Origin of the sequence: Pseudoxanthomonas sp. (assembly GCF_035999195.1) — a bacterium.
Taxonomy (GTDB): Bacteria; Pseudomonadota; Gammaproteobacteria; order Xanthomonadales; family Xanthomonadaceae; genus Pseudoxanthomonas_A.
In genome coordinates this window covers 817,183-843,677 of record NZ_DASYGY010000009.1, presented here as the reverse complement: position 1 = coordinate 843,677, position 26,495 = coordinate 817,183, and the positions used below count along the sequence as shown (strand labels likewise).

The following is a 26,495-nucleotide window of genomic DNA, read 5'->3' as shown; positions in this document are numbered from 1 at the left end:
CTCAGACCGGCTCCATCACGATGCAATCCACCGGGCAGGCAGGCACGCACAGTTCGCAGCCCGTGCAGAGCGGGTCGATCACCACATGCATGTGCTTGGCGCCGCCGATGATGGCGTCCACGGGGCAGGCCTGGATGCACTTGGTGCAGCCGATGCAATCGGCCTCCACCACGACCGCGACGGTCGCGGGCTTGTGCACGCCGCGCGTCCGATCGTAGGGGAGCGGCGGCACCTGCAGCACCTGCGCGAGCGCGCGCGCGCCGTCATCGCCGCCGGGCGGACAGTGGTCCACGCCGGCATCGCCACGCGCCATCGCCTGCGCGTAAGGCAGGCAGCCATCGAAGCCGCACTGCCCGCACTGGGTCTGCGGCAACAGCCGATCAAGGCGTTCGGTCAGGTCCACGGTTGCCGCGGGGGCCAGAGAAGACGGGGATGGAGCCGGTGTCCGCTCGTTCCTCACGCCTCTTCACTCTCTTCTCGCTTCACCGCACCGGCATGCCCGGCAGGGCGCCGGCATCGGCATCCAGCAGCGCCAGTGCGCCGCCGTCGAAACCGGCCGACAGGATCATCCCCTCGCTCAGGCCGAAACGCATCTTGCGCGGCGCCAGGTTGGCGATGAACACCACGTTGCGGCCGACGAGCTTTTCCGGCTCGCCATAGCTGGCGCGGATGCCGGAGAAGATCTGCCGCTGGCCGAGCTCGCCGGCATCCAGCAGGAAGCGCAGCAGCTTGTCGGAACCCTCCACAAAGCCGCACTCCAGCACCTTGCCTACGCGAAGGTCCAGCTTGGCGAAATCCTCGATGCCGATGAAACCGGCGCCGTCCTTCGACTCCGCAGGCGCGGCGGGCTTCGCTTCGGCCTTCTTCTCGGGAGCAGCAGGCGCGGGTGCGGCGGCGAGGGTGTCCTTGGAGGCGTCGGTCATGGCGTCGATCAGTTTCGGGTCGATACGGGTGAAGAGGGCGGAGTAGGGCTGGATGACGTGCGCCTGCAGCGGCGCCGCAACGTCGGCCCAGGTGTCGACCGGCGCGCTGAGGAACGCTTCCGCTTCCGCCGCCGTGCGCGGCAACACCGGCTTCAGTGCGGCGGCGAGTACGCGGAACAGGTTCAGGCCCTGCGTGCAGACCGAGTGCAGCTGGGCGTCCGCGCCCTCCTGCTTGGCGATCACCCACGGCTTGGTCTCGTCGATGTACTTGTTGGCCTCGTCGGCCAGCGCCATGGTCAGGCGCAGCGCCGTGGCAGGCTCGTTGCGTTCGTAGGCCTCGGCGATCGGACCGAGCGCGTCGACGAAGCGCTGGTACATGGCGGGATCGGGCAGCGCATCGGCCAGGCGGCCGCCGAAGCGCTTGTCGATGAAGCCGGCGCAGCGGCTGGCCAGGTTGACGAACTTGCCCACGAGGTCCGCATTGACGCGTGCGATGAAGTCGCCCAGGTTCAGGTCCAGGTCGTCGACCCCGCCGGACGACTTGGCCGCGTAGTAGTAGCGCAGCGCCTCCGGCTCCAGGCCCACGTCCAGATAGGTGCGCGCCATGATGAAGGTGCCGCGCGACTTCGACATCTTGGCGCCATCGACGGTCAGGTAGCCGTTGACGTGCAGCCGCGTCGGCGCACGATGGCCGGTGCCGTGCAGCACCGCCGGCCAGAACAGGCCGTGGAAATTGACGATGTCCTTGCCGATGAAGTGGTGCAGCTCGACGTCGGTGCCGGCGACCAGGTGGGACCCGAAATCGAGGCCGCGCTCGGCGCACAGGTTCTTGAAGCTGCTCAGGTAGCCGATCGGCGCATCCAGCCACACGTAGAAGTACTTGCCGGGCGCACCGGGGATCTCGAAGCCGAAATACGGCGCATCGCGCGAGATGTCCCACGCGCGCAGGCCGCCTTCGGCATCCAGCCACTCGCGCAGCTTGGCCTTGACGCCGGGCAGGGCGACATCGCCGGCCAGCCACTCGCGCAGGAAGGCGTCGAAGCGGCCGACTTCGAAAAAGTAATGCTCCGAGTCGCGGATCTCTGGCGTGCTGCCGGACAGGATGGACGTCGGTTTCTTCAGGTCGGTGGGCGAGTACGTGGCCCCGCAGACTTCGCAGTTGTCGCCGTACTGGTCGACCGAGCCGCAGTTGGGACAGATGCCCTTGATGTAACGGTCGGGCAGGAACATGCCCTTGGCCGGATCGTAGAACTGCGCGACGGTGCGGCGGCTGATGTGGCCGCCGGCCTCCAGCCGCTGGTAGAACTGTTCCGTCAGTTCGCGGTTCGCGGTGGAGTGGGTCGAGTCGTAATGGTCGAAGGCCACGCCGAACGCGGCGAAGTCGCGCTCGTGGCTGGCCTGGATGCCGGCGATGAAGGCTTCGGGCGTGATGCCCGCCTTTTCCGCCGCCAGCATGATCGGCGTGCCGTGGGTGTCGTCGGCACAGACGAAATGCACCGTGTCGCCCCGCATCCTGCGTGCCCGCACCCAGATGTCGCCCTGGATGTAGCCCACCAGGTGGCCCAGGTGCAGGGGGCCGTTGGCGTAGGGCAGGGCATTGGTGACCAGGGCGGTACGGCTCATGACGGGCTTCGCGACGGGGGGCCGCGATTATCGCATGGCCGGGCGCGTGCCTCTTCCGGTACCCATAACGCGACAGGCCCGGCGATGCCGGGCCTGTGCCTGCACGGTGTGCCGACGCTTACTGGCGGATCCAGGTCTGCGACTTGCAGATGAAGGCGATGCAGCCGGACACCTCCAGCTTCTTGCCGCCCTCGACCAGTTCCATCTTCGACTTGTAGATCTTGCCTTCGTCCGGCTTGAGGATGGTGCCGCCGGCGTACTCGCCACCGCCCTCGGCCTTCATGCCGCGGATGATCTCCATGCCGGTGATCGGCTTGTTGCGGCGGTCGTCCTTGCACTTGTCGCAGGTCGGGTTGGGCTTGCTCGGGTTGATCAGCTCGACGATGCGGCCGGTGATCGTGCCGTTGGCGGCCTGGGTGATCTCGACGAAGGACTTCGGCTTGCCGGTATCGCTGTCGATGGTCTTCCAGCGTCCGACGACCGGGTCGGCAGCCGACGCCACCAGCGACACGGCCATCAACGGAGCGGCCAGCATCGCGGCCATCAGGGTCTTGCGCATGTTCCCCTCCCAGGGATTCGGGTCAGGCCCGCCGGCAACGACCGGCGGGATGACGTCTTTTATACCGCATCCGGTGGGGTATGGAAGGGCTCAGCCGTCCTTTCGCGTCCCGAGTTCGCTGTCGCTCCGTTCAGGTGTTTCCGGCTCCTTCGCATCCACATCAGGATTCGCACTGGGGATACGGGATGCGGGTTGCTGGGCGGGGAGCTGTTCCACGTCGCCCACGCTGACGCGGCCGATGCGCGGCTTCATCCAGACATTGTCGTGCCACGCCTGGTATTGCTTCGGATCCCAGTACTTCTCGTCGAAGAACTTGCTGCCATCGATCTGCTCGAACCCGTTCGGTCCGGGCACATAGATCTGTACGTTGCCCGCGAAGCCCGTTCGGCTGCCGGTGATCTTCTTCCTTTCGCGACGCAGGACGGTTGCGATGCGCGGCTGCGCCGCCTCGTCGCCGTACTTCGCGTAGAGCGCTGCGCCTTCTTCCAGCGCGCGCTGGCGCTCGGCTTCACTCAGTGCGCTCCAGTAGCGCTCGCGCAGGCCGAGAAAACCCACGTATCCCCTCTCAGCGGCAAGGTCCATCCATGCGTAGGCGAGTGCCGCGTCCTTGGGAACACCCTGGCCGTTCCAGAGCATCTCGGCCACCATGCCCTGCGACGGCTTGTCCGCATAGAACGAAGCCCGCTGGAAGAACTTCAGCGCATCTTCGTACCGCCCTTGCTTGAATTCCTCCAGGCCATGCAGGCGGTAACGCAGGTCCGGATGCGCCGACAGGAATCCTGCCGACAGCATCAGCCTGTCCTGGGTCGGGTCCGGTGCAGCCACGTTCTGCGCCATCACGGCCTGCGTCCCGACCGGCAGGCACAGCGACGCAAGCATGATCATGGTTCCGAGCGGTTTCATGAATTTCCTTTTCTTCCGTGTAGTGCCCGCCATTCTGTGAATTCGCGGGCCTGCGTGCCCGTATCGGAAGTCACGGTGCGGCGATGAAAAGAAGAACGGCCGACCCCAAGGGGCCGGCCGTCGACAAGGTCGCTTGAGCGGGTCAGTTGCCCTTGCTTGGAGCGCCGACCGTCACGGTTCCACCGATGTGGCGGGAGAAGAAGTCCAGCATGGTGGTGTAGAGCTTCACGCGATTTTCGACATCGTAGAAACCATGCATCTCACCCGACTGGATGATCATGCCTTCCGGCGGATTCCCGGCCGCGATCAGCGCCTTGTTCATCAGCTCGGTCTGCTCCGGCGGCGTACGCACGTCGCGGGCACCCGCTGCGAGATAGACGGGAATCTTCACCTCGCCAGCGCGGCGCGCAGGTGAGTTCTCGGCCCAGGACTTGGTATCGGTGCCGTGCGTGCGGCGGAGATAGCGCTGACCGGACTCACGCTCAGGGATATCGCCCTTCTTGAACATCATGTCCACGTCGTACACGCCGACGTACCCGAAGGTGCACTTGAACAGGCCTGGCGCGCGGATCGGCGCCATCAGCGCGGAGTAACCGCCGAAGCTGCCGCCGTAGATGCAGATACGCTCCTTGTCGGCGTAGCCCTGGCCGATGGCCCACTGGGTGGCGTCGATGATGTCGTTCTGGATGCCCTGGCCCCATTGCAGGTGGCCGGCATCCTGGAACGCCTTCCCATACCCGCCGGAACCACGATAGTTGACCTGCAGTACGGCGTAACCGCGACTGGCGAGCAACTGGGTTTCCCAGTTGAACCCCCAATTGTCGCGGGGCCCGATCGGACCGCCGTGCGGGTTGACGATCATCGGCAGGTTCTTGCCGTTGGATCCATGGGGAAGAGTGAGATAACCGTGGATGAGCTTGCCGTCGCGGGAGGTGAAGTTGAACGGTTTGACGGACGCCATCTTCTTCGGATCGAGCTGCGGCTTGCGCTGCATCAGGAAGCGCGCCTTTCCGCTGTCGCGGTCGTACAGATACAGCTCGCCAGGGTTACTGTCACTGTAGACGCTGACGATGATTTTCTTGCCGTCCTGGGTGTTGCTGGCCAGGTCGACCATCTGACCCTCGAACGCCCCCGCCAGCGATGCGTAGATCTGCGCATCCGGATGCTTCTCGTCGATCAGCTTGACTGCGGGCGCCCCCGCCTCGGTGACCACGCCGACCAGCGTCGCGTCGTCGGTCGACCAGATGTAGTTGGATACCTCGGCCACCTTGTCCTGGAACAGCGGGGTGAACTCGCCGGTGGAGGTGTTCAGCGTGCCGATGGCGGCAGGCGCCTTGGAGTCGTCCTGTTCGGCGTAGACGGTGCCGTTTGAAGACGTCCGCACGACATACAGATGCTTGCCGCCGGCCTTGGAGGCGTTCACCAGCGTCCAGCTCTTGCCGTCGCGACGGTACAACTCCGTGCGCTCGTCGTATTCGCCTTCCTCGTCGCGACTGGACGAGCAGACCGCAAATCGCGGCTCCTTGGCGGCGTCCAGCACGATGCCGCAATTCTCCTTGGGCGCACGACCCATGGAGACGCGCCGTCCACTGAGCGTATCCATGCGGAACACTTCGGTGCCGACGCCTTCGGAGGATCGTGGCGTGATGGCCGACATGATGACGTACTGGTCGTCATCCTTGAGGGTGTCGAGGAGGGAGAACCTCTCGGAACCTACCGTCTTGCCACGCTGGGTCGCATCGCGAGTACCGTAGAAAATCAGCGGACGCGGCTGGCTGCCGTCGGCGTTGACGGCGAACCATTCACCGGTATTGAAAGGCTGCGCATATCCACCGAGCTTCTTGATGGCGTTGAACATCAGCCGGTTGGGACTGACCCAGTAGAAACTGCCCACGCTCTTCTGGTCCGGCAGCTGGTTCACCTTGACCAGGCTGAGGTCGCTCGTTTTCAGCACGGCGAGCACGTCCTGATCGCCCTTGTCCACCGTCATCGCCAGATACTCGCCGTTAGGGGAAATCTTGACGGTGCTGTAGGCCGGATGGCTGACGAAATCGGCTATCGACTGTAGCGGCGCAGCGGCCTGTGCGGGCATGGCCAGCGCGCCCGCGAAGGCTAGTGTCGTCAGCGCGAGTAAACACTTCTTCATTGAGACCCCCAAAATTGAATCGCCCCGGATGTACCACGTCGCGACGGCCTGGTTCAGCCGGCGCCGCACACCTGCGACGACGTGGTCAGTGACCGACTTTAGCAGGAAAATCCCCGTTGCACGCGCTCCGCCAGCACGCCTCATCACGTGTAATCCATGTGCAATTTCGGTCCTGTTCCGGCGGTTGCTAAGGGTAAGATGGGGCATCGTAGATGCCTGACCCAGGAACGCGGACACCATGTCCGAAAACAGCGGTTTTCCAGTGGAAACGAGGACATCGGCAGCTCGCGGGTACGTGGAGGCAGTGGCAGCCGTGAACCGGGGCGACTGGGCGCGGGCTATGCCACTGCTTCGGTCACTACTTGATGCCAGTCCTGATCTTCCCCACGTCCACTACCTACTGTCCGTAGCGGCGTTAGCGGTGGGAGAGGGGGAGGAGGCGCTGACCCACTCGCACCGCGCTCTTGAACTTCAGCCAGACGAAGCCGGGTATGTGTTGCAGGCGGCTCGAGTGATCTCACAGATTCGTTCGCCCCAGCAGGCGCTGGGGGTTGCCAGCGACGCCATCGCGCGTGTCTGGAACGACGGATCGCTGTGCCAGCAACTGTCGGCGATTTTCGCCAGGGCCAACGCGTACGAGCAGGCGGCACGCTTGAGCGCTCGCGCGCTCGAACTGCTTCCGGGCGACGCGGCTACTCATTTCAACCACGCCACCACCTCGCTGTTCATCGGGGATCTCGATGCTGCCGAAAAATCCTACCAGCGGGTTCTCAGCTTCGCGCCTGACCATGCGCAGGCCCACTTGGGACTCGCGCAGCTGAAAAAATGGACGCCGGAGGCAAACCATATTCCGCGACTGTTGGCGCGCTTGGGAGAGGCGAGGCAGGACGTGGTTAGGATGTATCTCCATCTCGCACTGGCGAAGGAATACGAGGACGTCGGAGAATTTGCGAAGGCCTTCCGCCATCTTTCGACCGGTAAGGCGGTGGGAAGAACCCTGTCCCGATACGATGCGCGATCAGAGACGACGTGTTTCCGCCTCCTCACTGACGGCTGGATCGACGCGGCTGGGCAGGGTGACGGATGTCCGAATGGGGAGCCCATCTTCATCGTTGGCATGCCCCGCACTGGCACGACGCTCGTGGATCGCATCCTTTCGAGCCATTCATCCGTCCAGTCTATTGGTGAGGTGCTCAACTTCCCCTCGCTTGTCAAGCGAGCGAGCGGCAGTCGCACCAGACCTCTGATCGATCCGGATACGCTCCATCGCGCGAGTGGGATCGATTGGGCGTCGCTGGGGGAGAAATACGTCGCCAGCACCCGGCCATTGACTGGACACAGGCCCCGCTTCATCGACAAGCATCCACATAATTTCCTCTACATCGGGATGATCGCCAGTGCGCTACCGCAAGCCAAGATCATCTGCCTCAGGCGCCCGCCCCTGGATACCTGCCTTTCCAACTTCCGCCAGTTGTTTTCACCGGCGTCGCCCTATCACGGGTATTCGTTCGACCTGCTCGATACCGGCCGCTATTACCTGCAATACCAGCGGTTCATGCAGCATGCCGAGCAGCGATTGGGCGGTCGGGTTCTCTGGGTCGAGTATGAGGAACTTGTCGCCGCTCAGGAGCGCGAGACAAGACGGATCCTGGATTTCTGCCAATTGGAGTGGCAGGAGGAGTGCCTGCGATTCGAGCGCAACGTATCTCCGGTCGCTACCGCAAGCGTGGTGCAGGTGCGTGAAAAGCTGCATGGTGATGCCATGGGCAGGTGGCGCCATTATTCGGACGAGCTGCAGCCGCTGGCGGCTTTGCTGGCATCCGAGGGCATTGATTGATGCGGCGGTGCGGATTTGCGGCGAGGCACAAAAAAGCGGAGCCCGGGAATCCGGGCTCCGCTGCTTCGCGCATCCGACCGACTATCAGCGCAGCTTGTAGCTGAACTGCACGAACACCTCGCGGCCAATGACGCCGGCGTAGTAGGTGCCCCAGAAGAAGGGATACGCCAGATCCTCGTCAAACAAAGGCTTCTTGTCGAGCAGGTTCTGGACCTGGAACGACACGGTTGCCTTGTCTGTAATCTCCTTCGAGATACCGGCATTCCAGATCACGAAGCTGCCGCCGCGACCCTCTGAATTGGCGAGCGGGAGGGAGCCGAGGCGGTACCCATTGACGTTGGCGGCCCAGTCGTCCAACTGCCAGCTTGCGCTCCAGTTGACGCGGCTACGGAAGTTCAGGGTCCGTTGGTTCACAAGATCGTCACGGTCGTCGATGATGCCGTCGCCCGGGAACAACTCGATTTCCTTCTTGAGCACGTGCGTCCACGCGAGTTCGAAATCGAAGTCACCCAGACGGTCCGTATCGTGCCCGTACTTGAAGTTCACGTCGACGCCACTCGTACGGCTGAGTGACTGGTTGACCGGGAAGGACCTGTACTCGTCCACCTGGTTGTCGCGGAAGGGTGAGTTCGTACGGGTCACCAGTCCGGTGAAGAATTGGCAGGCAGCGGAATTCGGGTCGACGCTGTTGCCGGCGCGGTCGGTACCGAGCAGGCAGGACGCTTCTTCGCGGAACAGGTAGGACGTGAAGATGTCGTCCACGCCGCCGGTCAGTTCGATGTCGTACCAGTCAGCGCTGATCGACATCTGGTCGTTGATGTCCCAGACCACGCCAAACGTGGTGGACTTGCCCTCTTCTTCTTCCAGATCGGTGCTGCCGCGGCGGATGCCCTGCACCTGGTAGGCGTAGTCGGCGTCGCCCGAGCAGGCGGTGCTCTGCGGATTCAGACCATCGCGGCGGCAACGGAACTCGTCGACGATCGACGTGAAGAAGCCCGACTCCCCTGCGTACACATAGTGCATATCGGGTGCGCGGAAGCTGGTGCCATGGCTGCCGCGGAACAGCAGGCTGTCGACGGGACGCCATTCCAGGCCGACCTGCCAAGTAATGGCGTCGTCCACGTTGGTGACGTCGTCGTACTTGTCATAACGACCCGCCACGCTGGCCTTCAGGCTGTCGAGGATCGGAATGCTGAATTCCAAACCCAGCGCGTAGCGGTCGCGCTCGCCGCCGCCGCCGGTGTCGGAGTAGTTGTAGATCGGTTCGTTGCCGGTATATCCGGGCAGCGTACGCGGATCCGGTGTCAGCTCGTAGCTCTGGCGGGCGGCCTCGAGGACGGCAGCGGCTCCCAATGCGCCGGCGGGCATTTCGAACAGGTCGCCCGAAATAGTGAAGTTCGCCTGCGTCACGTCCGACTCGGCCTTGCCGATCAGGGTGGTGTTCAACGACTGGAAGGTCGCAGCATCGATCGGATTGAAGAAGCGCGCCTGATTCAACTCATACACCGGGTAGGCATCGAAGTAGGGGTCGAACCCCTGCTGTTCGCCCAGGAAGTACTCGGTGAGGCGATTGGCGAGGAACCGCGGGCGCCGCGTTTCGATTTTGTACTCCGCGCGGGAGACCGTGGCATCCCAGTCGAAGCGGTCGGAAATCATCGTGCCGCGCAGGCCGACCGCGAAGTCGTAAGCGCGCTCGTCCGACGTCGCGCTCTGTGCATCCGCACCGCCCACTTCGGCAGGCGTGAAGATGCGCTGCAGATTAACGAACGCACCGCCGCCCGGACCGGTGAAGTCCGATTCCAGATTCGGGTCGAAGAAATCAGGGCTCGACCAGAACTGTGTGGAGCTCGCAAACTTGGCCTTGGCGCGCGAGGCGCTCAGTTGCGCCCAGCCCTGCATGCCGTTGTCGAAGTCGAACGTGCCGTATAGATAGCCGGACTGGTTGCTGTCCGAGTTCCGGATCGCCTGGGTCGCGGGATAGCCGAAGTAGCCGCAACGCGGCCCGGTGTATACGGCCGAGGTCTCGAAGTAGTACGCGTCGAATTCACTGAACCGTGCGCAGGTCGCTTCGCCTCCGTCCGGAAAGACACGGTTGCTATTGGCGATGTCGAACACGAGCAGGCCTTCGACGGCGTTGACATCTTCCGGGTCCACGCCGGGCTCGTCGAAGTAGGAGTCCATGAACTTGCGCTGGGACGCGAAGATCGCTTCACGCTCGACAGCTTCGAATGCGTAGACGAGGCTCCAGTTGTCGCCGGTCTTGCCGCCGATCCACTGGAAGCGGCCGGAGTCGCCTCCACCCTGGGTCGTGGTGCCGGCACGTACGCTGAACTGGTCTCCCTCGAAGTTCGTCTTCATGATCAAATTGACCACGCCGGCGACGGCATCCGAGCCGTAGATCGCGGATGCGCCACCCGTCAATACTTCGACGCGCTCAAGCGCTGCCGCGGGGATGTTCGCAAGATTGACCGCATTCGACTGCGAGTTGTAGGGCAGGGGATAGTCAGCCGCGCGGCGGCCGTTGATCAGGATCAGCTGATACCCAGGGCCCAGACCTCGCAGGTTCAGAAAGCTGGCGTTCGGGGTGAAACCATTCTGGTTCAGCTCGTTCTGGATCGAGGCGGTGTTCTGGGTCAGCGAGTTCAGTGCGTCGTAGACGGTGGCGAAACCTTCGCGTTCGATGTCGGCGGCGGTAATCACCGTGACCGGCGCAGGGCCCTCTACTTCCGCGCGTTTGATGCGTGAGCCAGTAACCGTCACCTTGTCCAGCGTGGAGGTCGACTGCTTCGACTCCTCTTCCGTATCCGTCGTCGAGGGGGCGTCCTGCCCGAAAGCGCTTCCGGCGAAGGGCGCTACCAGGGCGGCGATCAATGCCGCGCTGAGGCGGCTGCGCTTGAGCGCATTCGTATTGCGAACTGACATGTGGTGAATCCCCTAAACTGTCAATGGATGCGGCCCCCACTGGACGGATCCCTCTGTCCCGGCCACACGTAAACGTCCTCGTGACCCGACGTTAACATGGGATTAACGCCCATGCCCATAGCACGAAAACATGTTACAGACGTTACCACTTGAATCGTGACAATCATCACAAAAATTGCCCGGAGTCGATTTGGAACTGGAATACCTGTCTCACATTCATCTCCCGGGATTGCCGGCAAACCTGAACGGCGGCATGTCCTGGACGGCCTCGCCGGTCCTGTCGGGCGTCGAGGTTTCGCTGCGGGCCGGGTTTCCGCTGGAGGGGCTTCGCGGGGAGATCGAACGAAGCGTAGCGGCGGTTCTGGCGGCACACGGCCAGCGGCTAGCCTCTCTGTCCCTGGCGCCACGCATCGCCTCCCACGCCGTCCAGGGCGCCCTGTCCCCCCATCCCCGTATCCGCAACGTCATCGCGGTCGGCTCCGGCAAGGGTGGGGTGGGGAAGTCGACCACCTCGGTGAACCTGGCGCTGGCGCTGGCGGCCGAGGGCGCGCGGGTGGGGGTGCTGGATGCCGACGTCTACGGTCCCAGCGTGCCGGCCATGCTGGGCCTGTCGGGGCGGCCGGAGAGCCACGACAACAAGTCGATCGAACCGATGCGCGCATTCGGCGTGGAGGCCATGTCGATCGGGTTCCTGGTCGATCCGGACACGCCGATGATCTGGCGGGGGCCGATGGCGACCTCGGCGCTGATGCAACTGTTCACCGATACGCTGTGGGGCGACCTGGACTACCTGCTGGTCGACCTGCCGCCGGGCACGGGCGACATCCAGCTGACGCTGGCGCAGAAGATCCCGGTCGCCGGCGCGGTCATCGTCACCACCCCGCAGGACATCGCCACGCTGGATGCGAAGAAGGCGCTGAAGATGTTCGAGAAGGTCGAGGTGCCGGTGCTGGGCATCGTCGAGAACATGGCGGTGCACACCTGCTCCAATTGCGGCCATGTCGAGCACCTGTTCGGCCAGGGCGGCGGCGAACGGATGGCGGCGCAGTACGGGGTGCCGTTGCTGGGCTCGCTGCCGCTGGACATCGCCATCCGCGAGCAGGGGGATGCCGGCCAGCCGGTCGTGGTGGCCGCGCCCGATTCGGCGGTGGCGCAGGCCTACCGGCAGACCGCACGGGTGATGGCGGCGACGCTGGCCCAGCGGCCGCGGGCGTCCCTGCCCATCGCGTCATCGCTGGTCTGACCGGCCAGTCGAAGACGGCGGGCGGGGGCCCGCCCTACAATTCCCTGCCTGCCGCGCGCCCTCCGCGCGGCCTTCGCCCCACCAGACCAGGATTTGCATGAGCATCAAGAGCGACCGTTGGATCCGCCGCATGGCCGAGCAGCAGGGCATGATCGAGCCGTTCGAGCCGGGACAGGTCAAGCAGGTCAACGGCCAGCGCATCGTCAGCTATGGCACCTCCAGTTATGGCTACGACGTGCGCTGCTCGCGCGAGTTCAAGGTGTTCACCAACATCAACTCCACCATCGTCGACCCCAAGCACTTCGACCCGAAGAGCTTCGTGGACATCGAGGCGGACGAATGCATCATCCCGCCGAACAGCTTCGCGCTGGCGCGCACGGTGGAGTTCTTCCGCATCCCGCGCGATACGCTGGTGGTCTGCCTGGGCAAGAGCACGTACGCGCGCTGCGGCATCATCGTCAACGTCACCCCGCTGGAGCCGGAATGGGAAGGCCACGTGACGCTGGAATTCAGCAACACCACGCCGCTGCCGGCGCGCATCTACGCCAACGAGGGCGTGGCGCAGATGCTGTTCTTCCAGTCCGATGCCGATGATGTCTGCGAAACCAGCTACAAGGATCGCGGCGGCAAGTACCAGGGTCAGACCGGTGTGACGCTGCCGCGGACCTGATGCGGCCTTGACCGCGTCCGAGAACCCGTATCAGGCGCCGGCCGCCGAGATGGTGGAAGAGGCGCCGATGCCGTTCGTACCGGCCACGCGCGGACGGCGTCTGGTGGCCTTCCTGCTGGATACGGTCCTGCTGACGGCGCTCTGGATGCTGGCCGCCGAGGCGGTCACGGGCTACCGCCTGCCGGAACAGATGCCGACCGGCGACTTTGCACGTGACCTGCTCGACGCCCTGGGCGCGTCGGCATCGCTCCCGGACTACGGCGTGGGATTCGGCGTCTGGTTGCTGCTGCAGGGCAGTCTCCTCTACCGGCGTCAGCAGACACTGGGCAAGCTCGTCATGGGCGTCCGCATCGTGCGTTCGCACGGTGCTCGTGCGGAGTTTCCGCGCATCGTGCTGGCGCGCGAGTTGCCGCTGTGGCTGCTGCCGCTGGTGCCCTATGGCGTGGTCCTGGTCATGCTCGATCCTTTCACCATCTTCGGACGCCAGCGACGCTGCCTGCACGACTGGGTGGCCGGCACGCGGGTTGCGATGGCGCGTTGAGCATGTGCAGCCTCAATGCTCGGCGCCGGCCGCCATCCGGATGTCCGACGGCGTTTCCAGTGCCAGCTGCACGGCCAGTCGCAGCGCTGCGGTCACCGTCTCGATCGCCAGGCATGGCGCGCCCGGATGCAACGCCGCCTGCGCGGGCGAGTAGGGAATGTGGATGAAGCCGGCCCGTACGCCGCGTCGCGCGCGTAGCGCGTGCATCAGCCCGTAGAACACGTGGTTGCACACGTAGGTGCCGGCGGTCTGCGAAATTTCGGCAGGAATGCCGGCGCCGCGCAGCGCCCGGAGCATCGCCTTGATCGGCAGCGTGGAAAAGTAGGCCGCCGGTCCGTCGTCGACCACCGGCAGATCCACCGGTTGCCGGCCGCGATTGTCGGGAATGCGGGCGTCGTCGACATTGATCGCCACGCGCTCCAGCGAGAGTTGCGCACGGCCCCCAGCCTGGCCGACGCAGATCACCATCGAAGGCTTGACCTCCCGGAGCGCGGCGCGCAGCGTCTTGAGGGAATCACCGAAGATCACGGGCAGCTCGCGCGCCACTACACGGTGTCCGGCGATGCGCGCATCCTGCAGCGCGGACACGGCCTGCCAGCTGGGATTGATCTGTTCGCCACCGAAAGGCTGGAAGCCGGTCAGAAGGACGGAGCGCGTCGTCGGCATGGCAAGTCTCGTGGAAGCGGCATCAACGGAAGCACAGCCACGCCATCAGCAGCACATTGGTGCCCATCAGCCACAAGCCGGTCGCCGCCTGCGCGCGGATGACGCCGTACTGGTCGTCCAGTTCCAGCAGCACCGCCGGCACGATGTTGAAGTTCGCCGCCATCGGCGTGAGCAGGGTGCCGCAGTAACCGGTCAGCATGCCGATGGCGCCGAGGCTGGCCGGGTCGGCGCCGTGGCGCTGCACCAGCAGCGGCAGGCCGATGCCGGCCATCATCACCGGAAACGCCGCGAACGCGTTACCCATGATGACGGTGAACACCACCATGCCCAGCGCGAAGGCGAGCAGGCAGGCCATGCGGTTGTCGGCGGGGATCACCATCGACACCAGCGATGCCACCGCTTCGCCCACGCCGCTGGCGGCGAACACGCCGCCCAGCGTCGCCAGCACCAGCGGCAGCAGCGCCGCCCAGCCCATCGTGTCGAGCAGGCGTCGCCCTTCATCGGCGGCCCGCAGCGGCGGTTGCCGCGTCACCGCGATCGCCGCCACGGCCGAGATCACGCAGGCCAGCGCCAGGCCCACCAGTGTCATGCCGGTAGGCGCGAACAGGGGCGTATCGCCGACGACCAGATGCGGCCCGGCAAGCACGACGGTGATGGTCAGCGCCGGGATCAGCAGGGCCGGCAGGAACAGCCGTTGGCCCAGACGCAGCGCGGATGCCAGACGCTCCGATGCGGGCGCCTCGTCCAGGGGTTCGCGGCGCATGCGCGTGGCCAGCAGCGCCAATACCAGCACCGCGCCGCCGGCCAGCTGCGCCGGCAGCGCGTCGCCGGCCTTGCTTGCGCGCAGCACCGCATCGCCGCCCGCGAACAGCACGCCGATCAGGCTCCAGAAGGCGGCGTGCGCATAGCGCCGCTGACGCAGGTTGCGCCAGCCGGCGTAGGCCAGGAACGCCGCGAGCACCCAGTAGAAATGCTCAATCGACAGCATCGACCCGTTCCTCCGCAGCAGGTGCGGCACGGTCGAGCCGACGCTGGAACAGCACGATGCGTACGGCGTGGATGAGGAAGGCGGCGATCGCGGTCGGCAGCGCCCACAGCGCGATCTGCAGCGGCTCCAGCAGGATGCCGTGCTGGGCATAGAAGCCCTGGATCAGCAGCACCGCGCCGAACGCGAGAAACACGTCTTCGCCGAAGAAGCGCCCGATGTTGTCGGTCGCCGCCGACATCGCATGCACGCACTGCGCTTCTTCCCGCGACAACGGCCCGCGCGTCTTGCCCGCCGCCGACTCCGCCATCGGCGCGAGCAATGGACGCACGGTCTGCGCGTGGCCGGCGATGTCGATCAGGCCCACCATGCTCAGTCCCTGGCGAACCAGCAGGTAACCGGCGAGCAGGCGCGAGACCGTCAGCCCGCGCAACCGTTCGATCCAGCGCAGCGCGTGTTCGCGCAGGCCGGCACGTTCCAGCAGGCCGATGGTCGGCAGCGTCAGCGCGAACATCAGCAGGGCGCGATTGGACACGAAGCTCTCGCCCAGCAGTGCGAGCAGGTCGGGAATCGACTTCCCGGCCGCCAGGCCGCTGACCAGGCCGGCCCCGACCACCACGATCACCGGATTGAAGCGCAGCACGAAGCCCACCACCACCACGGCGATGCCCAGCAACGGCCAGTAACTCATGTGCGACGCTCCATGGTGCGGATGGCGAATCCTGCCGCTTCGATGGTTTCGCGGAGTCCGCGCGCGAACGCGGCAGCGTCGGGCCGGTCGCCATGCAGGCAGATGCTGTCCGCACGCAGCGGCACCGTTTCGCCCGTACGCGCGACCACGGCGCCGTCCTCGAGCAGCCGCGCGACCTGCGCGGCGGCGGTCGGCAGATCCTCGATGCTGGCGTCGCTGTGGGTCCGCGGCGTCAGCGTACCGTCGCCTTCGTAGCGGCGTTCGGCGAAGGCTTCGTAGGCGACCCGCAGGCCGAGTCGCTCCCCGGCGGCGGTCAATGCGCTGCCCGACAGGCCGTAGAGCACCAGCCCCGCATCGTGGTCGCGTACCGCGCGCGCGATGGCGTCCGCCAGGCCGGGATCGCGTGCCGCCTGGTTGTAGAGCGCGCCATGCGGTTTGACGTGATGCAAGCGTTCGCCAGCGGCGCGGACGAACCCGTCCAGCGCACCGATCTGGTACAGCGTCAGCGCGTACGCGTCTTCCGGCGTGATCGCATGTGCGACCCGACCGAAGTACTCCCGGTCCGCGTGCGACGGATGCGCGCCGATCGCCACGCCGTACGCTACGCACAGCGCGACGGTGCGGCGCATGGTCTCCGGCGAGCCGGAGTGGAAACCGCAGGCGATGCTGGCCGAACTGAGGTAGGGAACGATCGCGGCATCGTCGCCGCAGTCTTCGCCCAGATCGCAGTTGAAGTCGATGGTGCGCATGGTCCCGAGCCTACCTCAGGCCTGCAGGCGTTGCGCGATGGCGAGGCGCACCCTGGCCAGACGATGCGCATGTTGCCGTGCCAGGAGGCGTGCCTGTTCGAGCGTGACCGGCTCGAAATGCACCGGTTCCCCCGGACGCAGCTGTGCCGCGCGGCCGAGATCGCAGCCGATCACGTGGCCCAGGCGGGGGTAGCCGCCTACGGTCTGCGCATCGGCCAGCAGCAGGATCGGTTGACCGTCCGGTGGCAGCTGCAGCGTACCCACGGCGACCGGTTCCGAGACGCCATCCGCCGCCGCCGACGGAAGCGCGGTGCCGGTCAGTCGCAGGCCCTGCCGGTTGCTGTCGGCATGCGTACGCCAGCCGTGTGCCGACAGCGCGGGTGCCGAAGGATGCGATGAAGGAACGTAGCGCAGGACATGCCGGTCTGCCGTCCACGGATCGTCCACGTCGATCCACCACGACGGAAACGTGGGTGTGCGCGAACGCGTACCGGCGCGCCCGTTGCCGAGCGGCAGCCGGTCGTCCGCGCGCAGCGCCCGACCTTCGTGTCCGCCGAAGCCGCCGCGCAGGTCGGTGCTTCGGCTGCCCAGCACGACGGGCGTGTCGAACCCGCCCGACACGGCAAGCCAGCTGCGCAGGCCGTCGCGCGGCGCGCCCAGTCGCAGGTCGCCCGCAGGCAGGTCCACCGGCCGGCCCATCGGCAACGGCACCTCGTTCCACCAGGCCGGCAGCGTCGCGCCGGTCAGCGCGATGCGGCAGGCGCCCGGCAATCGCAGGCGCGGGCCCTGCAGCGCGATTTCCAGCCCGGCGTCGCCCTCGTCATTGCCGACTAGGCGGTTCGCCATCGCCAGCGCCACGGGATCCATCGCGCCCGCGCGCGCCACGCCCAGATGGCGCACGCCATGGCGACCCTGGTCCTGTACGGTGGTCTGCGCGCCTGGCGACAGTACCTGCCACGCGCTCATGGCGAGGCGGCCATGCGATGGAAGGTGGCTTCGTCGATCGGCACGAATCGCACGCGGTCGCCGGGCTGCAGCAAGGCGGGTTGTGTGCGCTCAGCATCGAACAGCACCCAGGGCGTCCGTCCCACCACATGCCATCCACCCGGACTTTCGTGGGGATAGAGGCCCGCCTGGGCGCCGCCGATGGCGACCGAACCCGCCGGCACCCGCGTACGCGGCGTCGCCAGACGCGGCAGCGCCAGCGCAGGATCCAGCCCGAGCAGATAGGGAAAGCCCGGTGCGAAGCCGATCATCGCCACCGTGTAGACGGGCGCACTGTGGCGCGCGATCAGCGACGCCGAATCGAACCCCAGCGTCTGCGCCGCCACGGCGAGGTCCTCGCCGTACTCCCCGCCGTAGCACACGGGAATCTCGTGCAGCGCGTGATCGCCGATGGGTCGCGACGAGGCATCCGCAAGCAGGGCTTCGATGGCGTTGCGGACGACGGCATGGGGATCGTTGTCCTGCCCCAGTCCGACGTCGAAGAACACCGCGAGGCTGGCATAGGCCGGCACCAGGTCGCGCAGCCAGCGCGGGGCCAGGTCGCGCAGTCGTGCCGCCAGCCGGTGCACCCGCAGGTTGGTGTCCGCATCGATGCGCTCGCCCAAGCGCACCAGCAGTGCATCATCGCCAAGCACTTCGAACTGCGGCGCGCTCATGCCAGCCGCTGGCGCCAACGGTCGATCTCGGCCGTCAGCTGGTCCGGCGCACGCCGGACCGCGCTGCCATGGCCCCAGACCGGTCCCGGCCACGCGGCATCCCCGTCATGACGGCCGACCAGATGCACGTGCAGCTGGCGCACGATGTTGCCGAGCGCGCCGATGTTGAGTTTCTCCACGCCGGGCTGCGAACGGATCAGCTGGCCGGCCCGGTTGATCTCCGCCAGCAGCAGGCGCTGCTGGCCGCCGTCCAGCTCGAGCCACTCGCTGACGCCATTCACGCGCGGCACCAGGACCAGCCACGGATAGCGGGTGTCGTCCATCAACCGCACCTGCGAGAGCGGGCCGTCGGCAATGAACGCACTGTCGGTGGCCAGCCGTGGGTCGAGCAGGAAGTCGGTCATGCGAGGTTCCGGTGGAAGAAGTCGAGCGTGCGCTCGCGCGCCAGCCGCGCGCTGGAAGGATCGTAGTCCGCGCGCAGGTCGCAGTTGAAGCCGTGGCCGGCCGGGTAGCTGAAGACCTCCATCTGCGGCAGCAGGTCGCGGTGCTGCTGCACCATCTTCGGCGGGATCGAGGCATCGCGTTCGCCGAAGTGGAACATCAACGGCGCCAGCGGCGTTTCGGTCAGGAACGGCGCATTGCGCGCGCCGTAGTAGCTGACGGACGGCAGGCCCAGCCGCATGGCCGCCAGCAGCGCCACGGTGCCGCCCCAGCAGTACCCCACGCAGCCGACCTTGCCCGCGCCGGCCACGGCATCCGCCGCACCGGCGGTGATGTCCACGGCGGCCTCCAGGCCCAACCGCGTGATCAGGTCGCGGCCGAGTGCGAAGCCGCTGTCGTCATAACCCAGTTCGACGCGCGGCTCGATGACGTCGAAGTAGGCCGGCGCCAGGGCCACATAGCCGTCGATGGCGAAGCCCTCCGCCACGCTGCGGATATGCGCGTTCACGCCGAAGATCTCCTGCACGATCACCAGCGCGCCTCGGGGTGCATCGGCGGGATCCGCGCGCCAAGCACCGATGCGGCCCTGCGGCGTGTCGATCTGGATCCAGTGGCCCATCGGCAGGATTTCCGGGGGAAGACAGCCGCCAGTGTATGCGCAGCGGACCGCCCGGCTGAACGACCGCCGGGTGGGGCAGGGGGCGGAGGGCTATAATCCGCGCCCCGTACACGCCGCCGCCGTACCGTCTCCATGTCCCTGCAGAACCCCAAAGTCGGCTTCGTCAGCCTCGGCTGCCCGAAGGCCCTGGTCGATTCCGAGCGCATCCTGACCCAGCTGCGCGTGGAGGGATACGACATCGTGCCGACCTACGACGCGGCGGACGTGGTGGTGGTGAACACCTGCGGCTTCATCGATTCGGCGGTGGCCGAGTCGCTGGATGCCATCGGCGAGGCGATGAACGCCAACGGCAAGGTCATCGTCACCGGCTGCCTGGGCAAGCGTCCGGAGCAGATCCGCGAGCAGTATCCGGACGTGCTGGCGATCAGCGGCCCGCAGGACTACCAGAGCGTGATGGAAGCGCTGCATGAAGCGCTGCCGCCGAAGCACGATCCGTTCGTCGACCTGGTGCCGGACTACGGCATCAAGCTGACCCCGCGCCACTACGCGTACCTGAAGATTTCCGAGGGCTGCAACCACCGCTGCAGCTTCTGCATCATCCCGTCGATGCGCGGCGACCTGGTCTCGCGTCCCGTCGACGACGTGCTGCGCGAGGCCGAGCGCCTGGTGCGCGGCGGCGTGAAGGAGCTGCTGGTGGTCTCGCAGGACACGTCGGCCTACGGCGTGGACGTTAAGTACGCCGAACGCGAATGGCGCGGCAAGGCCTACGAGACCCGGATGAAGGCGCTGTGCGAAGGCCTGGGCGAACTCGATGCGTGGGTGCGCCTGCATTACGTGTACCCGTATCCGCACGTCGACGACATCGTCCCGCTGATGGCGGAGAACAAGGTGCTGCCGTACCTGGACATCCCGTTCCAGCACGCCAGCCCGCGCATCCTCAAGCTGATGAAGCGTCCCGGTGCGGTCGACAAGACGCTGGAACGGGTGAAGCGCTGGCGTTCGATCTGTCCGGACATCACCCTGCGTTCGACCTTCATCGTCGGCTTCCCCGGCGAGACCGACCAGGAATTCGAGGAGCTGCTGCAGTTCCTCGACGAGGCGCAACTGGATCGTGTGGGCGCGTTCGCCTATTCGCCGGTCGAGGGCGCGGCGGCCAACCTGCTGCCGGACCCGGTGCCGGAGGAAGTGAAGCAGGAGCGCCTGGCGCGCTTCATGGAAAAGCAGGCCGGGATCTCCGCCGCGCGCCTGGAAGCGAAGATCGGCACCGTGCAGCAGTGCCTGGTGGACCTGATCGAGGACGATATCGCCGTGGCGCGTTCCAAGGCCGATGCGCCGGAGATCGATGGTCTGGTCCATATCCAGAACGGCGGCGAGCTGGGCCTGCGCGTCGGCCAGTTCGTCGACGTGGAAATCACCGAGAGCGACGAGCACGACCTGATCGGCGATGCCATCGTCGGCACGGCGGGCGCCCCGCTCGATCTCAAGGTGCTGTGACCGCGGCTGCGACGGCCGCCCACGCCGGCAACAGCCGGCGTCGTTTCGTCGCCCCCCTGCGTGGACAGGTGGAGGCCGCATGCTTCCGGCATCCGCTGTTCGACGGTTATGGCGAATATCTCGACCTGCTGACGGCCTCGCACTGGCCCGGGATCGACGCCCTCAATACGCGGATGCCGCTATCCGGCCCGCGGTTTGCGGAGCAGGACGCGGCCTTGCTGGCCGATGGCGTTCACTACGAGACCCGCATCGCACAGGGGCGCATCGCCACGCGTGCGGAGAACTGGCACGACCTGTTCAATGCGATGGTCTGGATGCGCCATCCGGCACTCAAGCAGGCGCTCAACCGGCAGCAGTGCCGGCATATCGACCGGATCGGGACACGTGAGCGGAGTCCCGCACAGCAGGCGCTGACCCAGTTCGATGAGAGCGGCATCGTCGTGCAGGTGCGCGACGCGTCGCTGCTGGATCCGTGGGACCGGCACGACTGGACGACATTGTTCCTTGCGAACGCCGATCGCTGGCGCGAAGGCGGCATCAGCGTCGCGGCCGTGGTGGGGCATGCACTGATGGAGCAGATGCTGGTGCCGGGGCGCCTGCTGGTCGGCAAGTGCCTGGTGGTGCAGGGCGATGCGAGCAACGCTGTCGCGCGCGTGACCGAAGCGATTTCAGCAGGCGAGGCGCTGATTGCGCCATCGGAACTGCGCCCCCTGCCACTGGCCGGCATTCGCGGATGGCACGCGGATCAGGTCGCCGCGTTCTATGCGCAGGAGGACTACTTCCGACCGCTGCGTGAGGGCCGCGTGTATCCGCGACCGCTGTAAAGGATCAGCCAGCGTAGCGGACGTCCACCAGAACGAAACGGGTGACACCAACGGGCAGTTGCACGGCGAATTCGTCATCGATGCGCTTCTTCAGCAGCGCACGGGCCAGCGGCGAATCGATGCTGATCCAGCCGCGCACCGCGTCGGTCTCGTCGGGACCGACGATCCGGTAGCGCGAGGTTTCGCCGCTGGCGACGTTCTCCAGCTCCACCATGGCGCCGAAGAATACGGCGTCCGGATCGCTGGGCGCGGTGTCGACCACGCGCAGCACTTCCAGCCGCTTGCTCAGGTAGCGCACGCGGCGGTCGATCTCGCCGAGCTGCTTCTTGCGGTAGGTGTACTCCGCGTTCTCCGAGCGGTCGCCTTCGGCTGCGGCCGCCGCCAGCGCCTTGACCACCTCGGGACGGCGCACGCGCCACAGGTCGTCCAGTTCCGCCTTCAGGCGATCATGGCCTTCGCGGGTGATCAGCGCCGTGCTCTTCTCGCCCGGCGGGCGCCAGCGGGACATCTCAGTCGTGTCCGCTGCCGTCGACCGCGCGACGCAGCGTGCGGCCACGCGGGTCTTCGACCGGTTCGATGCAGCTGCCGGTGGTCTGCACCAGCAGGTCATCGTCGTGGATCGCGAATTCCAGTGGCCGCGCCGAAGGGCTGTCGGGCGTGAGCTGGACGCAGGTGCCGTTCCAGGTCACCGACCAGCGTCCCCGGCTCGCCGGCGTCGCCTGCAGGTCATCCTGGCAATGCATCTGCAGCGCGTAGTGTCCATCGGCTTGCAGCGACAGCAATGCATCCTGCGAGGCGCAGGCGTGGTCCGCCACGCTGCCGAAGAACTGGCCAGCGAAGGTCGCGGGTGTCGGATTGGCGGCCGTGACGGCGAGCGACATCGAGCAGGCCGGGAGTGCGGACAGCCAATTCATCGGTGCGATCAGCGCCGTCCGCCGAAGATGCTGCCCAGGATGCCGCGCACGATCTGGTTGCCCAGCTTGGTGCCGATGGTGCGCGTGGTCTGCTTGGCCATCGTCTCGATCATGCCCTGGCGGCGCTTGGTGCCGAACACGGCATCCTTCACCGACTGGCCGAAGCCGCCGGCATCGGGATCGTCCTTCTCGGTCTTCGCGGCCGGCGAGTTCGCGGCCTGCACGGCCGTTTCGGCGCGCCTGGCCAGCATTTCCGCCGCCGATTCGCGGTTTACGGCGGTGTCGTACTTGCCACCGACCGGGCTGCCATTGCGCACCTGCTGGCGTTCGCCTTCATTGATGGCACCCATGCGGCAGCGCGGCGGCGACACCAGCGTCTGCTGCACCGGTGAGGGAATGCCCTTGTCCTGCAGCGTCGACACCAGCGCTTCGCCGGTGCCCAGCGTGGAGATGGCCTGCGCCACGTCCAGCTTCGGGTTCGGCACGAAGGTCTGTGCCGCGGTCTTCACCGCCTTCTGGTCGCGCGGCGTGAACGCGCGCAGGGCGTGCTGCACGCGGTTGCCCAACTGGCCGAGGATGTTGTCCGGCACGTCGTCGGGGAACTGCGAACAGAAATACACACCCACGCCCTTGGAGCGGATCAGGCGCACGACCTGTTCGATGCGCTGCTGCAGGGCCGGCGGGGCGTCGTCGAACAGCAGGTGCGCTTCGTCGAACACGAAGACCAGCTTCGGTTTGTCCAGGTCGCCCACTTCCGGCAACGTCTCGAACAGTTCCGACAGCAGCCACAGCAGGAAGCTGGAGTACAGGCGCGGCTTGAGGATCAGCTGATCGGCGGCGAGGATGCCGATGACGCCGCGCCCGTCGGTGTTCGTGCGCATCAGGTCGGTCAGTTCCAGCGCCGGTTCGCCGAAGAACCTCTCGCCGCCTTCCTGTTCCAGCCGCAGCAGCGCGCGCTGGATGGCGCCCACCGACTGCGTGCTTACCAGGCCGTAGCTGGTGGAGATGTCCTTGCGCTCGGCGGCGACCAGGCCCAGCAGGGCGCGCAGGTCTTCCAGGTCGAGGAGCAGCAGGCCACGGTCGTCGGCGAGCTTGAACACGATGTCCAGCACGCCGCTCTGGGTGTCGTTCAATTCCAGGATGCGCGAGAGCAGGGTGGGGCCCATCTCGCTGACGGTGGTGCGGACCGGGTGGCCGAGCTTGCCGTAGAGGTCCCAGAAGATGACCGGATTCGCACCCGGCGCGTAGTCGGCAATGCCGATGTCCTTCGCGCGCTGCAGGACACGTTCGCTGCCATCGCCCGCGACCGCGAGCCCGGCCACGTCGCCCTTCACGTCGGCCAGGAACACCGGCACGCCCATGCGCGAGAAGCCTTCGGCCAGCGTCATCAGCGTCACCGTCTTGCCGGTGCCGGTGGCGCCGGCCACCAGTCCGTGGCGATTGCCGAACTTCGGCTGCAGCGTGACCGGGATGTCGTCCGTGATGCCCTTGCCCAGCAGGATGGGATCCATGTGCAACCTCGCGTGGTGATGGCGGGATTCTAGCGGCTGGAAACCGCCTCCGGCATAACGGGAGGCGACGCCCGGCCTTGCCCGCGGCGCGCGGGCGGGGCTACCCTCCCGGCTCACACTCTGGATGCATGCCTGATGTCGTTTGCGGTTCCTGCCTGTCTGCGCTTCTGGCCCGTTGCGGCCGCCCTGTCCCTCCTGCTGGTGTCGCCGGTGTCGCTGGCGCAACGCGTGTCCGCGAAAGACCGCGCCGCTGCCGCCGCGCTGGAGCAGCGCATGGCGGCCGCCGAGAAGCGCTACCGCGACGGCCTGGTGCTGGTGGCCAACAGCGATCCGCGCGGCGCCACCGAGAGCGATGCGGCGCTGGAGGACATGGAAGACGTGCTGGCGGCCTGCGTGCAGCAGCGCGGCTGCCAGGTGCCCACCCTGCTGGCGACCTACAAGCGCCTGCTGAAGGGCAATGCCGATGCACAGGGCGAGGATGGCGCCGCCGACAGCGAAACGATCGACGCGCTGGACGACGGGACGGATCACGCGGTCGTCGCCGGCTCGCCCATTCCGGAAACCGCACGTGCGGCCGCGTTGTTGAACGACCAGCGGCACGCCTTCGACCGCATGGTCGAATACAACCCCGCGATCCAGGCAGGCATCCGCCGCTGGCTCACCGACATGCGTCCGGCGCTGATCGACAGCTACGAGAACTACCAGAACATGCGCGCCGAGCTGTACCCGGCATGGGAGCGCAGCGGCCTGCCGGAAGCGTTGCTGTTCGGCATCATGGCGAAGGAGTCCAACGGGCGCGTGCATTCGACATCGCGCGCGGGCGCGGCCGGGCCGATGCAGTTCATGTTCCACACCGGCGCGCGCTTCGGCCTGGGACGCGATGCGAGCGGGTTCGACACGCGTTACGACCCGTACGCGTCGGGTCAGGCCAGCGCGGAATACATGAACGAGCGCATGCGCGGCCTCAACAACAACATCGAGCTGGCGCTGGCGGCCTACAACGGCGGCGAGGGTCGGGCGGCCCGTGTCTATCGGGAGAATCCCGGCCTGGGCTTCTGGGACGACGTGGTCTACAGCCAGTTCCCGGGCGAAACGCGCGACTACGTGCCGATGGTGATCGCGGCGGCGTGGCTGTTCCTGCATCCGCGCCAGTACGGGCTGGAGTTTCCGAAGATCAACGCGCAGCCGACCGCGCTGCGGCTGGCGCGCGACGCGTCGATCTACGAGCTGACCATCTGCCTGGGCAATGGCGGCACGCGCGAGGGCTACATGCGCACGTTGCGCAACCTCAATCCGCGTTACCAGCCGGAGGCCTGGATTCCGGCCGGCACCACGCTCAAGGCGAATGCGCGCATCGCCAGCCTGTATGCGCGCTACTGCGTCAGCGGGCCGCGCGCCGAGCTGGCCCGCACGCTGGTGAGCGCCGATCCGGCCGCGTCCATCCGGCGCGGAGCACGGTCCGGCAACGTCGCCGTCGGCGACGTGGTGCCGGTGGCGGGCGTGCCGACCACCGTCGCCACGGGCGACCCCAAGCCTGCCGAACCGAAGGCCAGGCAGGTGCGCGAGTACCGTGTGGCCAAGGGCGACACGCTCGGCCGCATCTCGCAGCGCTTCCAGTGCGACCTGAAGAGGCTCGCGCAGGCCAACAGGCTCAAGGCGCCGGCATACGCCCTGCGGCCGGGCCAGGAACTGAAGCTGGAGAGTTGCAGGAAGTAGCGTGCGCCGTGCGCACGACCACGCGATGCCTGCATCAAGCCGCCGTGCGCGCGGCGCACGCTACCGTTCGCCAGCGTCGAAGGTATCCGTGTCTTGGGTGGCTCGCCAGTCCGGAGGATAGGTGCCCGTGCGGACGTGCCGGTCGAAACTCGAATAGGGCCACGACGCGGCTGCGTCCGCATGGCCATGCTTGACCGGATTGAAGTGGATGTAGTCGATATGCCGGTGCAGGTCATCCGGGTCACGGATCCGATGTTCCCAGTAGCGTCGCTGCCATAGCCCGCTTTCGCGACGCGCGACCATCGCGCAGGTGCGTGCCATCGGCGGTAGCTCGGCCAGTTGGGATGTCCTGCGCTTGATGATCGACCAGCGCCCTGGATAGTCCTATCGCCCTCCGGTAGCGTCCAGATCACATGAAGGTGGTCCGGCAGGATGACCCAGGCCGGCATCGAGAACGGCAGCGTTCGCCGGACTTCGCGCATCGCCATGCCGAATGCCGAGATCACGCGTGGGTTGGTCAGGAGGGGTCTCCGTCTTGCGGCGACGACCGTGAAGAACCATGTTGCGCCGGGCGTGAACAGTCGTCGGAACGTCGCCATCCTTGGCTACCTGTCGGAGAGAACAGGTGGTGATGATGCGGTCCGAGGAGCATCGGCGCCATTAACATTGTGCGTCGATAAAGTGCGAGGTGGGTGTTCACTTCAACGGGCAGGCAAGGCGCGTGGCGCGGTCGTGCGCACGGCGCATGCTACGGTTCCGAGCGAGAACGCATGATCCACGTAGCGTGCGCTGTGCGCACGACCATGGGATGCACGGTCATGCGTGCCTTGTGATGCGCCGTGCACTCGTGTGCATGG

General features: G+C 66.5%; 25 protein-coding genes. 7 read left to right on the top strand and 18 right to left on the bottom strand.

The features are described 5' to 3' along the window. Position 1: 1 nt before the first annotated feature. From rnfB to VGN58_RS11070, 5 genes are all read right to left on the bottom strand, one after another. A complete protein-coding gene (gene rnfB, locus VGN58_RS11090; RefSeq protein WP_327483291.1) occupies positions 2 to 403 on the bottom strand; it encodes an Rnf electron transport complex subunit RnfB in 402 nt (133 codons plus the stop codon). Between the two features lie 79 nt (positions 404 to 482). Continuing rightward, positions 483 to 2,546 carry a methionine--tRNA ligase gene (gene metG / locus VGN58_RS11085; protein WP_327483290.1) on the bottom strand — a complete coding sequence of 688 codons (2,064 nt, stop codon included), beginning with the start codon at positions 2,544 to 2,546 and terminating at the stop codon, positions 483 to 485. A gap of 118 nt (positions 2,547 to 2,664) precedes the next feature. After that, positions 2,665 to 3,105, bottom strand: coding sequence for a DUF2147 domain-containing protein (locus tag VGN58_RS11080; protein WP_327483289.1), 441 nt, complete (start codon positions 3,103 to 3,105; stop codon positions 2,665 to 2,667). A 90-nt stretch (positions 3,106 to 3,195) separates the two neighbouring features. Continuing rightward, the gene (locus VGN58_RS11075) at positions 3,196 to 4,008 is read right to left on the bottom strand and encodes a sel1 repeat family protein (RefSeq protein WP_327483288.1); all 813 of its coding nucleotides are present in this window, start codon (positions 4,006 to 4,008) and stop codon (positions 3,196 to 3,198) included. 142 nt (positions 4,009 to 4,150) lie between these two features. Continuing rightward, complete coding sequence (locus VGN58_RS11070; RefSeq protein WP_327483287.1) at positions 4,151 to 6,298, bottom strand: S9 family peptidase; 2,148 nt, start codon at positions 6,296 to 6,298, stop codon at positions 4,151 to 4,153. A 94-nt stretch (positions 6,299 to 6,392) separates the two neighbouring features. On the opposite strand from VGN58_RS11070, the gene VGN58_RS11065 reads away from it, so the two are divergent. Further along, positions 6,393 to 7,991, top strand: a complete 1,599-nt coding sequence (locus VGN58_RS11065; RefSeq protein WP_327483286.1) for a tetratricopeptide repeat-containing sulfotransferase family protein — start codon at positions 6,393 to 6,395, stop codon at positions 7,989 to 7,991. An 84-nt stretch (positions 7,992 to 8,075) separates the two neighbouring features. On the opposite strand, the gene VGN58_RS11060 is transcribed toward VGN58_RS11065, so the two are convergent. Continuing rightward, positions 8,076 to 10,913, bottom strand: a complete 2,838-nt coding sequence (locus VGN58_RS11060) for a TonB-dependent receptor plug domain-containing protein (protein ID WP_327483285.1) — start codon at positions 10,911 to 10,913, stop codon at positions 8,076 to 8,078. A 391-nt stretch (positions 10,914 to 11,304) separates the two neighbouring features. Between VGN58_RS11060 and apbC the strand changes: the two genes are divergently transcribed. The 3 genes from apbC to VGN58_RS11045 all read left to right on the top strand — a co-directional run bounded on the left by apbC (position 11,305) and on the right by VGN58_RS11045 (position 13,367). Next, entirely contained in the window at positions 11,305 to 12,156 is an 852-nt protein-coding gene (gene apbC, locus VGN58_RS11055) for an iron-sulfur cluster carrier protein ApbC (protein WP_327484634.1), read from the top strand. Positions 12,157 to 12,253: 97 nt separating this feature from the next. After that, the gene (dcd, locus tag VGN58_RS11050; protein WP_055943731.1) at positions 12,254 to 12,826 is read left to right on the top strand and encodes a dCTP deaminase; all 573 of its coding nucleotides are present in this window, start codon (positions 12,254 to 12,256) and stop codon (positions 12,824 to 12,826) included. A 7-nt stretch (positions 12,827 to 12,833) separates the two neighbouring features. Next, the gene (locus VGN58_RS11045) at positions 12,834 to 13,367 is read left to right on the top strand and encodes an RDD family protein (RefSeq protein ID WP_327483284.1); all 534 of its coding nucleotides are present in this window, start codon (positions 12,834 to 12,836) and stop codon (positions 13,365 to 13,367) included. Between the two features lie 12 nt (positions 13,368 to 13,379). Here the strand turns inward: VGN58_RS11045 and pcp are convergent, their stop codons facing one another. From pcp to VGN58_RS11005, 8 genes are read right to left on the bottom strand one after another with little or no spacing between them, the layout of a single operon-like run. After that, positions 13,380 to 14,033: a pyroglutamyl-peptidase I gene (gene pcp / locus VGN58_RS11040; RefSeq protein ID WP_327483283.1), complete on the bottom strand. Its 654-nt coding sequence runs from the start codon at positions 14,031 to 14,033 to the stop codon at positions 13,380 to 13,382. Positions 14,034 to 14,055: 22 nt separating this feature from the next. After that, positions 14,056 to 15,021, bottom strand: coding sequence for a DUF979 domain-containing protein (locus VGN58_RS11035; RefSeq protein ID WP_327483282.1), 966 nt, complete (start codon positions 15,019 to 15,021; stop codon positions 14,056 to 14,058). Further along, a complete protein-coding gene (locus VGN58_RS11030; RefSeq protein WP_327483281.1) occupies positions 15,008 to 15,709 on the bottom strand; it encodes a DUF969 domain-containing protein in 702 nt (233 codons plus the stop codon). The genes VGN58_RS11035 and VGN58_RS11030 overlap by 14 nt, the downstream gene beginning before the upstream one ends. Continuing rightward, positions 15,706 to 16,458 carry a 5-oxoprolinase subunit PxpA gene (locus VGN58_RS11025; protein WP_327483280.1) on the bottom strand — a complete coding sequence of 251 codons (753 nt, stop codon included), beginning with the start codon at positions 16,456 to 16,458 and terminating at the stop codon, positions 15,706 to 15,708. Before VGN58_RS11025 ends, VGN58_RS11030 begins: the two co-directional genes overlap by 4 nt. A gap of 15 nt (positions 16,459 to 16,473) precedes the next feature. After that, complete coding sequence (locus VGN58_RS11020) at positions 16,474 to 17,424, bottom strand: biotin-dependent carboxyltransferase family protein (protein WP_327483279.1); 951 nt, start codon at positions 17,422 to 17,424, stop codon at positions 16,474 to 16,476. After that, positions 17,421 to 18,119 carry a 5-oxoprolinase subunit PxpB gene (pxpB, locus tag VGN58_RS11015; protein WP_327483278.1) on the bottom strand — a complete coding sequence of 233 codons (699 nt, stop codon included), beginning with the start codon at positions 18,117 to 18,119 and terminating at the stop codon, positions 17,421 to 17,423. Before pxpB ends, VGN58_RS11020 begins: the two co-directional genes overlap by 4 nt. Further along, positions 18,116 to 18,523, bottom strand: coding sequence for an HIT family protein (locus VGN58_RS11010; protein ID WP_327483277.1), 408 nt, complete (start codon positions 18,521 to 18,523; stop codon positions 18,116 to 18,118). The genes pxpB and VGN58_RS11010 overlap by 4 nt, the downstream gene beginning before the upstream one ends. After that, complete coding sequence (locus tag VGN58_RS11005) at positions 18,520 to 19,179, bottom strand: dienelactone hydrolase family protein (protein WP_327483276.1); 660 nt, start codon at positions 19,177 to 19,179, stop codon at positions 18,520 to 18,522. Before VGN58_RS11005 ends, VGN58_RS11010 begins: the two co-directional genes overlap by 4 nt. Before the next feature lie 132 nt (positions 19,180 to 19,311). Between VGN58_RS11005 and rimO the strand changes: the two genes are divergently transcribed. After that, on the top strand, positions 19,312 to 20,673 hold the full coding sequence (rimO, locus tag VGN58_RS11000; RefSeq protein WP_327483275.1) for a 30S ribosomal protein S12 methylthiotransferase RimO: 1,362 nt from the start codon (positions 19,312 to 19,314) through the stop codon (positions 20,671 to 20,673). Continuing rightward, positions 20,670 to 21,497, top strand: a complete 828-nt coding sequence (locus VGN58_RS10995; protein WP_327483274.1) for a DUF3025 domain-containing protein — start codon at positions 20,670 to 20,672, stop codon at positions 21,495 to 21,497. The genes rimO and VGN58_RS10995 overlap by 4 nt, the downstream gene beginning before the upstream one ends. A 4-nt stretch (positions 21,498 to 21,501) precedes the next feature. On the opposite strand, the gene greB is transcribed toward VGN58_RS10995, so the two are convergent. Genes greB through VGN58_RS10980 form a run of 3 tightly spaced genes read right to left on the bottom strand, consistent with a single transcriptional unit; the run spans position 21,502 to position 23,922 of the window. Next, positions 21,502 to 22,005 (bottom strand): transcription elongation factor GreB, encoded by a 504-nt coding sequence (gene greB / locus VGN58_RS10990; RefSeq protein ID WP_327483273.1) that lies wholly within the window; start codon positions 22,003 to 22,005, stop codon positions 21,502 to 21,504. 1 nt (position 22,006) lies between these two features. Then, positions 22,007 to 22,411 carry a copper resistance protein NlpE N-terminal domain-containing protein gene (locus VGN58_RS10985; RefSeq protein ID WP_327483272.1) on the bottom strand — a complete coding sequence of 135 codons (405 nt, stop codon included), beginning with the start codon at positions 22,409 to 22,411 and terminating at the stop codon, positions 22,007 to 22,009. A gap of 8 nt (positions 22,412 to 22,419) precedes the next feature. Further along, a complete protein-coding gene (locus tag VGN58_RS10980) occupies positions 22,420 to 23,922 on the bottom strand; it encodes a helicase HerA-like domain-containing protein (RefSeq protein ID WP_414710780.1) in 1,503 nt (500 codons plus the stop codon). A gap of 135 nt (positions 23,923 to 24,057) precedes the next feature. Here VGN58_RS10980 and VGN58_RS10975 point away from each other — a divergent pair, with 135 nt between their 5' ends. Continuing rightward, positions 24,058 to 25,638 carry a transglycosylase SLT domain-containing protein gene (locus VGN58_RS10975; protein WP_327483270.1) on the top strand — a complete coding sequence of 527 codons (1,581 nt, stop codon included), beginning with the start codon at positions 24,058 to 24,060 and terminating at the stop codon, positions 25,636 to 25,638. Positions 25,639 to 25,698: 60 nt separating this feature from the next. On the opposite strand, the gene VGN58_RS10970 is transcribed toward VGN58_RS10975, so the two are convergent. After that, positions 25,699 to 25,977: a transposase gene (locus VGN58_RS10970; protein WP_414710818.1), complete on the bottom strand. Its 279-nt coding sequence runs from the start codon at positions 25,975 to 25,977 to the stop codon at positions 25,699 to 25,701. Positions 25,978 to 26,495 lie beyond the last annotated feature (518 nt).